General features: G+C 46.6%; 12 protein-coding genes. 7 read left to right on the top strand and 5 right to left on the bottom strand.

Features of this window, described 5'->3' with window-relative positions; genetic code table 11:
* Positions 1-344 precede the first annotated feature (344 nt).
* The 6 genes from AZ66_RS10415 (at position 345) to AZ66_RS10435 (ending at position 3,731) form a co-directional block, all read left to right on the top strand.
* Positions 345-614 (top strand): YciI family protein, encoded by a 270-nt coding sequence (locus AZ66_RS10415; RefSeq protein WP_021257568.1) that lies wholly within the window; start codon positions 345-347, stop codon positions 612-614.
* A gap of 99 nt (positions 615-713) precedes the next feature.
* Complete coding sequence (locus AZ66_RS10420) at positions 714-1,343, top strand: DJ-1/PfpI family protein (protein ID WP_044354790.1); 630 nt, start codon at positions 714-716, stop codon at positions 1,341-1,343.
* Positions 1,340-2,278 (top strand): helix-turn-helix transcriptional regulator, encoded by a 939-nt coding sequence (locus tag AZ66_RS10425; RefSeq protein ID WP_021257570.1) that lies wholly within the window; start codon positions 1,340-1,342, stop codon positions 2,276-2,278. Before AZ66_RS10420 ends, AZ66_RS10425 begins: the two co-directional genes overlap by 4 nt.
* Positions 2,279-2,353: 75 nt before the next feature.
* A complete protein-coding gene (locus AZ66_RS32535) occupies positions 2,354-2,824 on the top strand; it encodes a zinc ribbon domain-containing protein (RefSeq protein ID WP_231586816.1) in 471 nt (156 codons plus the stop codon).
* Positions 2,721-3,119 (top strand): GyrI-like domain-containing protein, encoded by a 399-nt coding sequence (locus AZ66_RS32540; RefSeq protein WP_231586817.1) that lies wholly within the window; start codon positions 2,721-2,723, stop codon positions 3,117-3,119. Before AZ66_RS32535 ends, AZ66_RS32540 begins: the two co-directional genes overlap by 104 nt.
* A 132-nt stretch (positions 3,120-3,251) precedes the next feature.
* A complete protein-coding gene (locus AZ66_RS10435) occupies positions 3,252-3,731 on the top strand; it encodes a DinB family protein (protein ID WP_044354791.1) in 480 nt (159 codons plus the stop codon).
* A gap of 92 nt (positions 3,732-3,823) precedes the next feature.
* Here AZ66_RS10435 and AZ66_RS10440 read toward each other — a convergent pair whose 3' ends face one another.
* From AZ66_RS10440 to AZ66_RS10465, 5 genes are all read right to left on the bottom strand, one after another.
* Complete coding sequence (locus tag AZ66_RS10440) at positions 3,824-5,314, bottom strand: erythromycin esterase family protein (protein ID WP_044354792.1); 1,491 nt, start codon at positions 5,312-5,314, stop codon at positions 3,824-3,826.
* A gap of 213 nt (positions 5,315-5,527) precedes the next feature.
* Positions 5,528-9,805, bottom strand: coding sequence for an S-layer homology domain-containing protein (locus AZ66_RS30520; RefSeq protein WP_082061526.1), 4,278 nt, complete (start codon positions 9,803-9,805; stop codon positions 5,528-5,530).
* 267 nt (positions 9,806-10,072) lie between these two features.
* Positions 10,073-11,347, bottom strand: a complete 1,275-nt coding sequence (hflX, locus tag AZ66_RS10455; RefSeq protein ID WP_044354793.1) for a GTPase HflX — start codon at positions 11,345-11,347, stop codon at positions 10,073-10,075.
* 713 nt (positions 11,348-12,060) lie between these two features.
* On the bottom strand, positions 12,061-12,645 hold the full coding sequence (locus AZ66_RS10460) for a TetR/AcrR family transcriptional regulator (RefSeq protein ID WP_044354795.1): 585 nt from the start codon (positions 12,643-12,645) through the stop codon (positions 12,061-12,063).
* Positions 12,646-12,697: 52 nt separating this feature from the next.
* Positions 12,698-13,321, bottom strand: a complete 624-nt coding sequence (locus AZ66_RS10465) for a hypothetical protein (protein WP_044354796.1) — start codon at positions 13,319-13,321, stop codon at positions 12,698-12,700.
* 499 nt (positions 13,322-13,820) lie between these two features.
* On the opposite strand from AZ66_RS10465, the gene AZ66_RS31335 reads away from it, so the two are divergent.
* On the top strand, positions 13,821-13,964 hold the full coding sequence (locus AZ66_RS31335) for a hypothetical protein (RefSeq protein ID WP_156159944.1): 144 nt from the start codon (positions 13,821-13,823) through the stop codon (positions 13,962-13,964).
* Positions 13,965-14,524: the final 560 nt, after the last annotated feature.

A 14,524-nucleotide genomic window follows, 5' to 3' on the forward strand; every position in this document is an offset into this window, starting at 1 on the left:
GAAAACCCTCCCATGGATAAAAATCAAGATGTCTATCATCTGCCGTTCATTGAACTCGATGCAGTCCCTAAGAAGAGTTGTCATTTAAATTAGGATCTTTTAGAATACAGGTACTATTACTATAATTTATATCATAGAGAACATAGATTTCAACTGCTCTCACAAGAAAAGTAATCGCCTTTTTCCGCACTGCAACCGCCTTTTTCATCTAATGCTGTCGATTTGTATTCCTTGACGTCAGTTGAATGATTTTTTCGTCGAAATATAGAACCCCTTCCGCATGCTCGTCCATTTGATATAATGAATTCAAGAACGACTAAGGGAATAGGAGAGGAGTATCCAACATGGCTTATTTTGCAGCAATCTTGGAAATGCAGGATGAGAGTAAAAACTTGACGTATCGTCCACATCACTTGGAGTACTTGGAACAGCTCGGCAAAGAGGGAAAGGTATTCGCCAAGGGACCGTTCGGAGATGGCTCAGGGGGGATGGTCATTTATATTGCTGACAATGTGGAAGAAGCTAAGCAATTGGCTGAGAATGATCCCTATGTGCAAGAAGGCGTACGCAAGCTGGATTTGCGCGAATGGAAGCTGCAGCTCGTTCAGGCATAAACCGCTTCATGATTCGCTTGCTGCGTTACTCGCAATCATGCCCCACTGGGTTGTCCCGGTGCGGGCATGTTCTTATATAGAGGAAGGAGATGAACCCGAATGAATCAACAATGGAATGTAGGACTTGTATTATTCGATGATGTTGAGGTGCTGGACTTCGCAGGCCCTTTCGAGGTGCTGTCCGTTACAACCTATCCTGATCAAAATCCTGATACGACTGCGTTGAAGCCATTTCAAGTACGCACGGTATCGGAGCATGGCACTATGATTACCGCACGCAACGGACTGAAGGTCATTCCTGACTTCAGCTTCTCCAATGCGCCGCATTTTGATATTGTCATCGTCCCCGGAGGGCTGGGAGCAAGAAAACGGGAACTCCATAATCCCCATATGATCAAATGGATTCAGGATCGAATGCAGGCTGTCGATTTTATGACCTCGGTATGCACAGGAGCGCTGCTGCTTGCAGAGGCAGGTCTTCTAGATGGCAAGCGAGCTACGACGCACTGGGCCAGTTATGATTGGTTAGCGGATCAGTATCCAGCGGTTGAAGTCGTGCGAGACGTGAAGTATGTTGCAGATGGCTCCATCGTGTCATCCGGCGGGATTTCCGCTGGCATCCATATGGCGTTCTACCTTGTCCAGCAGCTTCTTGGAGTAGAAGTCGCCCGAACAACTGCAAAAGTTATGGAATACGACATTCAGTTCAAGCCAAGCAGCGCAACATGAAGATCGACCGCTTACTATCTATTGTCATTCTCCTCATCAACCGCAAGATGGTACAGGCCAAGGATTTGGCTGACCGCTTCGAGGTATCGGTGAGGACGATCTATCGAGACATCGATACCATCAATCAGGCCGGCATTCCAGTCGTCACCTATCAGGGAGCAGGAGGAGGCATCGGCCTAGCAGAAGGCTACCGCCTAGATCGGAACCTGTTGACCAACGATGAGCTGGTCGCCATTGTTACTGCGCTCCAGAGCATCTCCTCCACCCATCCAAGCAGCGACAATGAGCTGCTGGTGGAGAAGCTGAGCAGTATCATACCGCCTGCCGATTCGGCACAGTTCCAATTGAGGACGCAGCAATTCATCGTCGACTTCTCCAATTGGGGCAGCAACGGTGTTCAGGAGCAGAAGCTGATGGTGCTGAAGGATGCGATTGAGCAGCAGCAGGCGGTTACCTTCACGTATTGCAATGCAGGCGGGAAGGTATCCTGCCGAACGGTAGAGCCCTATACGCTGGTGCTGAAGCACAAGCGTTGGTACCTGTATGCGTACTGTACGCTGCGTGCCCAATTTCGCTTGTTCAAGCTGTTCCGAATGAAGGATTTGCTGGTTGAAGACAAGTTTTTCGTCCGCCAAGAGGTCTCGATTCACGATCTCCCATGGGAGCAGGAATGGCATGCGCCGGAACGAACCGAGAGAATCGTCCTGCGCTTCGATCCAGAGGTGCGGCATTTGGCAGAAGAATGGTTCGGCGTAGAGGATCTGCAAGAGGATGAAGCAGGGGCGCTTGTCGCATCTGTTCCATTTCCCGTAGATAATTGGTTGTATGGCTTTATTTTAAGCTTTGGACAGCATGTCGAAGTGCTTGAACCGCTCCACATTCGTAACCAGATTGAACAGATTGCTTCTCGTATTGTTGAAAAATATAAAAAGTAAACTGGGAACCTGACAGAGAGTTGTCAGGTTCTCCTCTTTATAATGAGGCTATCAACGATACAGGAGTGATCGATTATGAGTCAATTGATATGCCAAAGCTGCGGGATGCCGCTGGCGCAAGAGAAGCAGTTCGGAACAGATAAGGATAATAAGCTTGTACAGGAATATTGTATTCATTGCTATAAGGACGGGGCGTTCACGAATCCCGATCTCACCCTCGAAGAGATGATCGACATCTGCGTACCATTTATGGTACAGGAAGGAATGGAAGAAGCCGCTGCCCGCAATATGATGCAGCAATTCCTGCCAAACCTGAAGCGCTGGAGCATCGCGAACGGGGATGAAGCAGCTTCTTACCAGCCGATCCGAATTGTAGAGCTGGATGCGATGAAGCTTGCCGGTATTGCAACGCGCACGACGAATGCTAATGAAATGAGCGGCAATGGCAAGCTTGGGCCACGTGTGGGGACAGTTCTGGTCAGAGCAGATTGCTGCACGAATTCCGAATTCTACAGATCCTGGAACAATATACGGCTGCTACAGTGACTATGAGAATGGGGCTATGGGCGAATATACGACGCTAATCGGTGCTGCAATCGATCGGGATGCAGAGGTTCCTGGCGGATTGGAAGTTGTTGAAATACCAGCAGCCAAATATGCCGTATTCACGACAGAACGCGGTCCTGTTACTGAGGTTGTTGCCCATGCATGGCAGTCTATCTGGAAATGGTCACTCACCTCTGGCGAGGAGCGCACCTTTACTGGCGATTTCGAGCGCTATGATGAGCGCTGCACCAATCCAGAGGATGCACAGGTTGATATCTATATTGCGATCCGTTAAGGTTCGGCAAAATTCAGTTCGCAGCAGGGCGACCTCTTACGGGCCCCTGCTCGTAATTGGTTACTTTACTCAAAAGTGTCACTACATACTTCGACTGTTTACCTATCCATTCGATAACTGGAGGCTTTGATTATGATCACGTTAAATGAACAAACGCTTCTACGATATAAGCAATTTACAGATTGGACAGATACCCTACATCACATCAACGAGCACATCTGGTCACATCCAATTGCAGAGGGGAAAGCATCCGTTGCAGAAATCATTTCGCATCTCATAAATTGGGATAAGTACTTGCTCTTTACCGTCATCCCTGCGATCCGGAATGGAGAAGGAATGGTCTTTCCTGATTTTGACCCGTTTAATAAAATTGCTTATAAATATGCCAATTCAGGAGTTTCCCAAGAACAGCTTCTCGACGAATTCAAGCAATCTCGTCATCAGCTTGTTGAAGCTCTATTAGCTGATCCTGACATGACTGCCAAGCAGGTTACCGCGAACGGCGCAGCAACCTGCCCATATACAGGCATCCCTTACTCTTTGCTGTATGTCATTCATGAATTCAACGATCACGACAACCATCATAAGAAACAAATTGAAGCGGTATTATGACAAATACAGCATGACACTTCCGGATTGTAACAATGCGGTACGATGACAAAACGCCCAATCAATGGGCGTTTTCGTTTGATTACATAACCGTTCTAGGGTTGAACTGTACTTGGAAAATAGGTAGGCATCTTCACTTGCTTGATCATCAGCACGCCATCGAAATGTCGTCTCAGTTCCAATGGCATCGGCATCATCACCTGATAAGATGCAATCGATCGCTCGAACATCCACGAATTCCCTCGCTCATTTTCCCGATATCGCAAATCCATGAACACATAGGGCTGTTCGGCAGCTGTAAGAATATCCTCCATCGATCCTGGAATAATCGGTGTCAAGTGAATAGGCTCCCTCGTATTCTCTGCCGCTTGACCTTCACCCATGAAGAGAGCGATGACGTAGCTTTCCCGCCGCAGCGCTTCAGGCATAAGCTCCCCCATACTCTTCGGCATCGAAGAGATAAGAGACTGGGCCTTGCTGATATGACCGTTATGTCCCCACACGATGATTTTTTCTTCCGGATATATGTCTGTAGCCAGCCATGACAGATTGCTGGCCATAGCCCGATCCCGCCATTCCATAATGGCCTGTGTTCCACTATAATCGCCTTGTTCCGTTAATCGATTAGACTCGATGCTTAGTTCATTGAATTCCTGAATAACCCGAATGCGATCCTGAAGTGCGCGCTGCATCAGCTTGACGATATGCGGTTCATGGGGATATTCCCGCTTCAATGCGTCTGCATTGTTCGCTGCGGCTTGCAGCAGTTCTTCGTACACCTTCATTAACACCGGCTTCGTCTTGCGATATCCGCTCAGATCCGTACTCATTCTCCATTTCTGAAGCTCTTGTTCCGCTTGTATCGCTCTATTCTTCAATGACTTGTTCGGTATCCAATCTGCATCCTGGAATAACGAAGACTGCACCTGAATATCGAAGCCCGCAAGCCGCAGCGGAGCATCGCTTACGTGTGTTGCCTTCATATAGTCGAACAGCGGCTTCGTCTCTTCCGTCCACCATACGCCAAATATAGATCGCTTCATCGTCTGCTGTGCCGCATTCTTGTTGCCTTGTCCCTGAGCAATCGCAGCATCCCCCAATCCACTCTCAAAGGCAACGACATTGTACCCAAGCGTCTGATGCAAATATTGAATCATGCGCGTTTTGGCCATACTGAATTCAGCAACTCCATGTGAATTTTCGCCCAAGTATACGATGCGCTTGTCAGCCAGCAGCGGAATTAGCATATCAAGATCGCTCATTTTGTCTTGTACAATCGCTCCACCGTTCGGAGTCCATTGTTCCGGTTGTATGTGGTTCCAAGCATAGGCATGATCTGCTGCCCAGCGCTTCCACTCGGACAGAGCAGCTTGATACGTCCTTGCCGTCTCTTCTTGCTGTTTATGCACCGTCTCCACCGCAGTCCCTTTTATCGATAGGGAAGTATGTATCTCCGCTTTCTCCGTTTCTCCATGTACAGGCCCCTCTGCCATCACTACCGGAGCATATGCAGACAAAAGCACCGTCAAGGTAATCAGCAGACCGAAGAAGCGTCGACGCACCAAGTTATATTCGTGTCTCTTCAAGAGCTTCAGCTCCTTCCTATCCTTATGAAAACAATTCTCTGCTTGTGCTCATCATACTGAATCCGTTCCCTGACTTCTTGACAATTTGTGCTCTCTTTCCAATATTTCAATGGGATAGAGCACGCGAATTCAATCTGATTAGCAATAAAAAAACGACCCTGTAAGCAGCTAAGCCGCTTAAGGATCGTCTCCGAATCTAGTTACCGTTTCAACCTATTTTACTTGCAAAAGAGAGATGATCATCGCCGCTGCTTCAGCGCGGGTTGCGTGTTCATTCGGTGCGAAGCGATTGTTCGCTACTCCCTTCAGCAATCCTGCCTTCATGCCTGCGGCAATGTATGGTGCTGCCCATGCTGGCACTTCCTTCGCATCACCTACGTTCAGCTTCGCCTTTGCATCCACTTGAAGCCCAGCTGCTCGAACGACCATAACAGCCAGCTCTGCACGCGTGATGTTCTGAGCCGGGCGGAACGTATTGTCCCCATAGCCCTTTACAATGCCGGACTGCTGCGCCTGTGCTACGAATGGTTGCGCCCACGCCGGGATGCTCTTCGTATCCGTGAAGCTCAATCCATTGCCAGCTTCGTTCAACTGCAGCGCTCTAGCAAGCATAGCACTGAACTCGGCACGATTGATCGCTTGCTTCGGACGGAATGTTCCATCTGCATAGCCTGTAATAATACCTCTATCGACCGCCTGCTCAATTGCCGATGTTGCCCAATGTCCTGCGATATCCTTCAATACAGTTTTGGATGGCTTGCCATCATGTGAGCCTGCCTTGCCAGTGTTAGGCTGCGTCGTGGAACCATTGTTGTCCTTTTTGCCGTCTGTAGTTCCTTTTGTTCCATCCGTATTCGGCTTCGTTCCACCTGGATTCGTCGATGGCTTGCTGCCGCTTCCGTTGTTGGAACCGCCGTTGTTACCCGTGTTTCCATTATCGGATTTCTGCTTCAAGATACCGAATGCATCAATGATGAACGGCTTGGCATTATCCTTGTTCTGATCAATCTCGTACGTAATCGCAGACAGCTTGTTGCCGTCAATCGTAAGGCCTACAAAATTTTGAACTTGGCTGCGCATCGGACGTCTAGGATCGTTAGGATCTGGGCCATATTTCGCACCATGGCTCTCATCTGCCACTTCGAACAGATTATAGTACGCACCCCCTAGCGATTCGCTTTGATTTTTGTAGTATACCTTCGGACCAGCAGTTGACGGAATCATGTAGATCGTACCGTCTGGATTTTTCGTATACTCGATACGTTGTCCATTGAACAGTTCCGTAATCTTCTCTGTTTTTGCTGCCGCTCCCTTGCTCGTAATCGGCTTCGTACGCGCATAAATATGGTCATGTCCCTGCATCACGAAGTCGATGCCCAATTCTGCCATGATTGGCACAATCTTATTTCTGACACCATTCTGCCCCATGATGTCCTCATCTGTTGCATGGTTCGATGTCGTATAAGGTCCTTTATGAATGTTCACGATTATCCACTGCGCACCCGCTGCCTTGGCAGCCGCTACATCCTGCTTCAGCCATTCCACTTGAGCAGACGTAAAGTTCCGGTATTCATCGGAATCCTCGTTGGTATTCAAAATAATAAAGTGTGCATTGCTGTAATCGTATGAATAATATGCGCCTGTCTTCGTATCCGAATTAGGTGCTTCTTTTACATTAAAATGCTCGTAGAACGCATTGTTTTTGTCCTCATGATTGCCCGCTGAAGGAACGATGGTAATATGGTTCAAGCTCTTCTGCGAATGTCCAAGCAACCAATCCCATTGCTGCTCCGTCGTCCCCTTATCTACAATGTCCCCATTGATGTGGAAGAACGTTGCGTCTGGTATCGTTGCAATGGCTTTTTCAATCGTTTCCGCGGACAAAATCGCTTCGTCCTCTGTCTTCGCTTGCGTATCTGCTAAATCGATAAAGGTGAATGCCCCGCCTGCCGGTGCTGTACGGAATGTACCTACCTCGCTCCAAGTATGAAGCGACTCATCCCCCACACGGAAGTAGTATGTGGTGTTCGGCTTTAGCCCTGAGATTTCAGCCTTATGAACATGCTCTTCCTTGGAGTTGCTGGATACCTTCGTACGGCCAGAAGCACGCAAAGCTTGTGTGAAATCAGGCGTATCGCTCGTTTTCTCTACAACCTGTACGTCACTATTTGTTGATGAGAGACCCGTATACCATGTGAAACCTTTAGAAGTTGTTGTATCTCCATGGAACGTAACGGTCACCTTGCTCACCTTCAACGTGGACGCAACCACCGGCTCCGAATTCGTGCGTCCATTTACGGCGCGAATAACGAAGCTATAACTCTTGTTCGGATCCAAATTATCCAGTGTATAGCTGTACGTTTGCGTACCTTCCACATGCTGTACAGTCGCATTCCAGTTCGCTCTGACCAGATCATTCTTCTCATAAATTCGGTAAGCTGTTACCGCTGAGCCTTGCTTCGGCGCTTGCCATGTCAGTGTCAGCTTGCCGTCCTTCGAGAGGTTTGCTTGTGCTGCTTGCACCGGATTCGCAACTACATCGGATTTCTTAATGCTGTATTGGTCATACAGTTCTGTCGTACCGCCCGTCTTCGTTGTAAAGGCTTCGAATGATAATGTATCATTCGTTACTTGAACGCCTGTGAACATTTCTTTGTTCGGCTGCCCAAATTTCGCTGCATATGTGAATGGCCCTTTGCCCGGCTGATATATTTTGTTTCCTGCCGCATTTGTCAGCACGTACAATGTTCCTTTTGGATCAATCACTTGCCCATTTGCATCAGGCATAAATTCTTTGAACGGAGTATTATCATACATTTGATAACTTCTCGCGTACGTATGGTCGTGACCGCCAAGTACCATATCTATGCCAAGCTCGTCGAATACTTTCGTCAAGTTCTCACGATAGAATTTTACATCACTATCATTCACATGCTTTGCTACAGAGTATGGAGACTTATGCAGGAACACAACCTTCCACTTCTTGTCCGTCTTGGCCACTTCACTACGAAGCCATTCGACCTGCTTCTCATAAATGTCTTTGTCATCTGCTTTGGCACCGGAATATTCCGTATTCAGCACCATGAAGTGAGCGTTGCCATAGTCGAGGGAATAGACTGAACCCTCCGGCTTCGCACCTATATTCGCCGTCGTCGGTAAATTGAAATGCATTGTGAAATTATCGTATTTTTTGCTCTCATGGTTACCGACGATCGGGACAAGCGGATAATTCATCAATATCCCTTTTGCCTGACCAAAGAACCATCCCCATTGCTCTTCCAGATCGCCGTTATCCACCAAATCACCGGCATTGAGTATAAATTCACTTCGAGGGAAATGCTTCCTGCCTTCTTCAAGTGTATGATTCCAAATATCGAAGTCCGCCTTAGAAGTTCCTTGTGAATCCGTAGTATAGAGGAACGTAAAGTCTTGATTGCTCTCACGCTCCGTTGTAAATGTACCAATTTCACTCCAATTTTTCTCATGCCCATCACCTGCACGGTACGCATATTTCATACCCGGCTTTAAGCCACTAGCGATAGCTTTATGACTCGTGAATACAGTTAGCTTGCCTGCATTTTTGTCAGTTTTGGACATATAAACGCTAGCCGTCACCGAAGTACCCTCATATACATTAGCTTCAGAAGACGGGAAGTCTGAACCTGTCATCTTATTTGCCTCAACGACTTCTAACTTTGTTCCAGTCACGCCTTTAGGCGTATACCAAGCAAATGCCATGCTCGTCTTCGGATCGCCATTATAGGCCAAAGCAATTGAAGCGGGCTTGCCTTCTACAACGACACCCTTCTTATATGCAAGAAGCTCCATGTCCCAATATAGATCTGAGCTACTGCCCCTACCTTGATGCACTTCTGCAGCAAGCTCATTTGTGCCATTATGTAGGGAACCCTTGATTTTATCCGTCAAATCAGCTTCTGACCTCACATTGGGATTTCCATTGTTGTTCAAGCTGACCGTTGTAAAATCAATATCCCCTGTTGGCATTCCTTCACGTAATATTTCCGTACCGTTCAAATAAAGAACAAACCCATCATCATATGCAAATTCTCCAACAAAGCGTTCAAACTCATCAACATTAGGTACGTCGATGGTTGTACGGAAGTATGTAGTAATATGCTTATTTTTCTTATCTGTTCCATAACGAATTGACTTGTTCAATTCACCAAATTTTGCGGTCTGAATAATTGTGCCATCATCTTTATAACCAAGCGGCGCTCTTCCTTCTTCCCACAGTGAAACATCATATACCGCTCTCCATACAGACATCTGATTAGATCCATCATCGAGGTATTTCCAAGTTGAGTTAGGTGGCAGTAGAATAGTCGCATCATTCGCTGCAGGTGCAGCAATAAAGCTGCTCTGCTCGTCCAGCTCTGCCGCTTGTACTGGAGCCACTGCACCCCCAACAGCACCGATCACCAAACAGAAGGTGAGGACAATTGAGAGAACTTTGCTCATCCATTTGTTCATGTTTACACCCCTAGCTTAAATTTCATTTTTGTATCTAACTATATTTTGCATAGTAACAAAGGAATGTTAATAGATTGTCTCCCACAAATGGATGTTGTGTAAACCCAGTCAAATGCTTCCTTCTCATCCATACATAGTTGCAGCTCATACGGGCTTGACGGTAAAACAGCGAACGCAGTAAAGCTACCATAAGAATCGATGCAGCAAGAAGAGCCGCCTCCAGACAGATGTCTGCGAGACGGCTCACTGTGTTCTTATATGAACTTGTTAAGACTGCTGCACATATTGAGCGAACTTCTGATAATCGCTCTGCTTGCATTCCAGAACAAGCTTCGTGCCCTGCTCCTCATATTCAGTAGCAAGTACATGCGCATGCTCGTTCAAGTAAGAGACATGCTGTCCTTCGTGATAGGGAATGAGCATCTCACACTTCACGTAATTGCGGAACACCTTGCCGCGAATCGCCGCGATTAGCTCATCCAGCCCTTGCTTGCCCTTGGCCGAAATATACAAGGAATTGTCCTGCGGTTCCGGGATTTCTCTATCCTTCATGTCGATCTTATTGAAAGCATAAATCATCGGGATCTCCTCAATCCCAATTGCCTTCAGCGTCTCATTCGTAATGTGAATGTGCTGCTCATACTCCGGATTGGAGAAGTCCACAACATGCACGAGCAGGTCGGCTTCTCTCACTTCCTCCAGCGTGGAGCGGAATGCTTTTACAAGATGATGTGGCAGTCTGCTAACGAAGCCAACCGTGTCCGTAAGTAGAAACTCCTTCTTATCCTCCAGCTCAATGTTGCGCACAGACGTTTCCAACGTTGCGAACAGCATATCCTTTTCAAATACGAATTTGTCCTTCGATCCCGTAAACTTCTCTACCAGCGCATTCATGACTGTGGACTTGCCCGCATTCGTGTAGCCAACAAGTGAGACGACAGGGATCTCTGTTTTCTTCCGCTTCTTGCGTTGAATTTGGCGATGCGCTACGAGCGTTTCCAGCTCCCTGCTCATGGCTGTAATTTTCTCTTCAATCCGGCGACGATCCAGCTCAAGCTTTGTTTCACCCACACCCTTGTTCTTCGTGCCGATACCGCCGCTTTGACGGCCCAGCGATTCACGCAAGCCAACGAGACGTGGCAGCATATATTGCAGTTCTGCCACCTCAACCTGAAGCTGCGCCTCACGCGTCTTCGCGCGCTGCCCGAAGATGTCTAGAATAAGCAGCGTGCGATCCACGACCTTGCAGTCCAGATCCGCTTCGAGATTGCGAAGCTGTGACGGCGACAGCTCATCATTGAAAATAACAAGATTGGCTTCATGCTGATTCAGCATGATCGTAATTTCCTGTATCTTGCCTGTGCCAATGTAATGCGACGTATTGATGCGGCTCAGATTCTGCGTCACGGTTCCGACTACTTCGACATCACATGCGCTCGCTAAGTTTGCCAGTTCCTCCATCGAATATGCAAAGTCTGGCTGATGATTCATGTTCACGCCGACCAGTACGGCCTTTTGCGGTTCAATTGTGAGTTGTTCCATATATTTATTCCTCCATTGTCTGTTCATTTTATTCCTATCATGCTTGGTGCTCATACAGCTTGATGTACAAAAAAAGCACAGGCATCCCGCCTGTGCTTTGAGTAATCGTCTTACTATTGGATCGCAACCTTCTTCATCCTATTACATAGGATCCCTGCGGCTAATTAGATCGAACTCCCTCCTTGATAGAGGCGATTCCATCCAATTGGAACAATCCAATGGCCAACTGTACAGTCTGAAACAATTACCGCTGTTCGAAGTTCGCAGTTAACGCTGCCAGCATCCACTGGTGCGCACAGCTGTATTCGCATTATCAGACACATGCACCTCAATTGCCCCGAACCTGATAACACGATCAAGAACAGGCAAATACATGCGACGACAATGCTCAAAGAGACATACTTCTCTCCTTCAATAGCAGCAGACACGTACAATGGGCACAACAAAAGAGGGCAGGCACGATCCCTCCCTCTTCTGTCGCAAACCATTTTATTAGGTTCCGTAGCAACAAGGCAGACCAATCCCGATTACTCTGCACACAGGCAGAGCTAATGAGCACTATTCAGTTAGTGACACATGCGTTCAATCGGATTCTTCCGAAGCGGAAGTTAGCTGCCTTATTTACCACTGTGAACCCTCCGTTCTGTAAAAGTTATCCTCATCCTAACACAACCAAAGCGTTGAAGCAAGTAGTTATCTGCACAGAATTATCGTCAGCGCTCTGTCGTATTTACTACATTTCCGTACATCACAATGGTTAGCACCATATCGAAAATGTCGGAAAACCGGTAACGACTTTCAGCCAAGTATTCCGTCTCCGTCAGCGATTCTATCGCGGCAAAGATGATATGTGCCACAACGCCTTGATCCATATTTCTCCGAAAATAGCCCTGCTCAGCACCATCATCCAATACTTTTACCAAATGATTAATAATGACGTGCTTGCGCAAAGTTTGAAATTTCTCATATAAAACCGGCACGCTATGCTTGATATCCTCGATCGCCGATCGTTCAATACCTTCCAAACGCTCTACCATCAAGATCAGGAAGGTGCGCAGCTTCTCTTCGGGCCCCTGCTTGCTCGCAAGCAGCTCATTGATGTCCGCTTCAATGGCTTGAAACAGGTTCTCGATCACGATTTCCAGCAAATCGTACTTCGAATCGAAGTAGCGGTACAGCGTAGCCTTGCTCATGCCAATCCCCTGAACGAGATCGTCAACGGATAAATTGGAGTACCCGTGCCGAAAGAACTGGGATGCAGCATGCGTTAACAGTCTTGCTTCCGTCTTTTTGCTCATGTCAGGTTCCTTCCGAAATGATTATGATCAAATGATATGAATTAATTTCATTCTAAACAAGGGCAGCAATTAACGCAATCGGAAGCAGGATTACATAAGGAATGATCAGGAACAGGGTCACCTTCCAGTCCCCCGTCAATCTTCGCAGCAGGAGCGGTGCAAGGAGCCAATACAACTGAGCGGTGTACAAGCCTGGAAAATATAGACCGAAATAAAGGCTCCAAGTGGTGTGTGCGATGGCATTGCCGAGCGCTCCATAAGCTGTAAAGAACAAAACGGGAATAAGAAGAACGGGCTTACGCCGGACAAAGGCAAAGATAGCGGCAAGAGCGAAGCAGGAATAGGAGATCATGTTCAACACAACAAAAAATTGCGCGGTATAGGGTTCTCCACCATAAATAAGAGGAAAGCGGGTCGAAAATCCGGTAGAGAATTCTTCGGAAAAATGGATGAACTGCCAAGCCAATACGCCGAAGTAGAGCGGCAGTATTGTCAAGGGTTCAATGCGTTCGATTTTCCTCCTGTATAACGTAATAAAAATCGAGTATGCAAATACGATCCCAATGGCAAATGTGACGATCAGCTCATACCCTGAACTTAGATAGCAGAAGAGCAAAAACAGGAAAGCAGACAGGAATGTAGCGACTACGAAGTCTTTTTTCTGAATCCAAACCATGCAAATCCCTCCCTATTTTGAAACTAATTAGACTAATTTAGTTTCATATTATGATTTTAGGCCATAGAAAATGAGCTGTCAATTGTATCTTGCCAGTGTAATTCAGCAGGATTTTTGTCCTAGACATACTTAACTAATGGGATTTTGGTTTTACAATATTGGGTCGATGGATTGCAAGTCGAAACAAAATAGAATTCATTACTTTTCTATCACTTTTAATTTTGTTCATACTCTTTAACAATCAACTGCTTTGGCTGGAGAAGTAAAATACAAATATGATTCAACGGGGAAAGTAGAACTGGTTAAACAAGGAGATAAACAGTATGAGTATCATTACGACGGCAACGGAAATTTTTAAAAGAACAAAACAAACAGCAGTTAATTTGTTGGAAAATGGAGATTTTGAATAATACTCAGGTAGCTTTGTGCTAGCGGATAGTTGGAAAACTATGAGCAAGACGGAGTTATCGGGACTCACGCTATTGAGGAGAACAAAGTAATGGCGGGCAAGCGTGCTCAAAGGATGGATGCCGCCACATTAAACGGCAAAAGCATGAGCCTCATGCAGACAGTAGCTGTCGAGCAAGGCAAAAATTACGTTCTTCATAGCCATATTAATATCGAAGAGATTTCACAATGCTAAAGTGAATCTAACTCTTGGGCTTTACGATGCAAATGGTAAAGTCGTAGGGTGGCCTGCTAGCGGCAGTATGAACGATGATACGAAAGGCGAGTTCTTTGTTCTGTCTACGAACGGAGTCGTTCCCCAGGGGGCCATTAGAGCTGCCGTTCAGGTTAACATCATTGGCGTGAGTGGCAAGGGTGCCACTTCAGTAATTATAGATGATATGAACCTAAACTATGCAAGGGAACATTCTTATCGAAAAATTAACAATTCTCTCCGAGACAAGAACACAGAGAAGGAGAATTCTCTTTCTAATAGATCAGCCTTCTCTGTGTTCAAACAGTACTCATACTCACTAGGATGATGATTACTGCTCCCTTATGAACGCATAGACTGTAGATGTTAAATCAATTTATGGGAATAAGGACAACGCAATATTCCATGCAGTCCCATCAAAATTCATTGTCTGACTTTGATTAACAATAAAATGAATAGAATCGCCTTTTTCCACTTCTACTAAGGTATTTATATCGCTCCCTTTGATATCATCACTTAAAATTGTGTGCCATCCGGTAACA

It is taken from the genome of Paenibacillus sp. E194, assembly GCF_000935845.1.
Lineage (GTDB): Bacteria > Bacillota > Bacilli > Paenibacillales > Paenibacillaceae > Paenibacillus_B > Paenibacillus_B alvei_B.

Excerpts from the sequence above, each read along its gene's own strand:
- AZ66_RS10415 (WP_021257568.1), top strand. The coding sequence starts at position 345 with ATGGCTTATTTTGCAGCAATCTTGGAAATGCAGGATGAGAGTAAAAAC.
- AZ66_RS10420 (WP_044354790.1), top strand. The coding sequence starts at position 714 with ATGAATCAACAATGGAATGTAGGACTTGTATTATTCGATGATGTTGAG.
- AZ66_RS10425 (WP_021257570.1), top strand. The coding sequence starts at position 1,340 with ATGAAGATCGACCGCTTACTATCTATTGTCATTCTCCTCATCAACCGC.
- AZ66_RS32535 (WP_231586816.1), top strand. The coding sequence starts at position 2,354 with ATGAGTCAATTGATATGCCAAAGCTGCGGGATGCCGCTGGCGCAAGAG.
- AZ66_RS32540 (WP_231586817.1), top strand. The coding sequence starts at position 2,721 with ATGGCAAGCTTGGGCCACGTGTGGGGACAGTTCTGGTCAGAGCAGATT.
- AZ66_RS10435 (WP_044354791.1), top strand. The coding sequence starts at position 3,252 with ATGATCACGTTAAATGAACAAACGCTTCTACGATATAAGCAATTTACA.
- AZ66_RS30520 (WP_082061526.1), bottom strand. The coding sequence starts at position 9,805 with ATGAACAAATGGATGAGCAAAGTTCTCTCAATTGTCCTCACCTTCTGT.
- hflX (WP_044354793.1), bottom strand. The coding sequence starts at position 11,347 with ATGGAACAACTCACAATTGAACCGCAAAAGGCCGTACTGGTCGGCGTG.
- AZ66_RS10460 (WP_044354795.1), bottom strand. The coding sequence starts at position 12,645 with ATGAGCAAAAAGACGGAAGCAAGACTGTTAACGCATGCTGCATCCCAG.
- AZ66_RS10465 (WP_044354796.1), bottom strand. The coding sequence starts at position 13,321 with ATGGTTTGGATTCAGAAAAAAGACTTCGTAGTCGCTACATTCCTGTCT.
- AZ66_RS31335 (WP_156159944.1), top strand. The coding sequence starts at position 13,821 with ATGGCGGGCAAGCGTGCTCAAAGGATGGATGCCGCCACATTAAACGGC.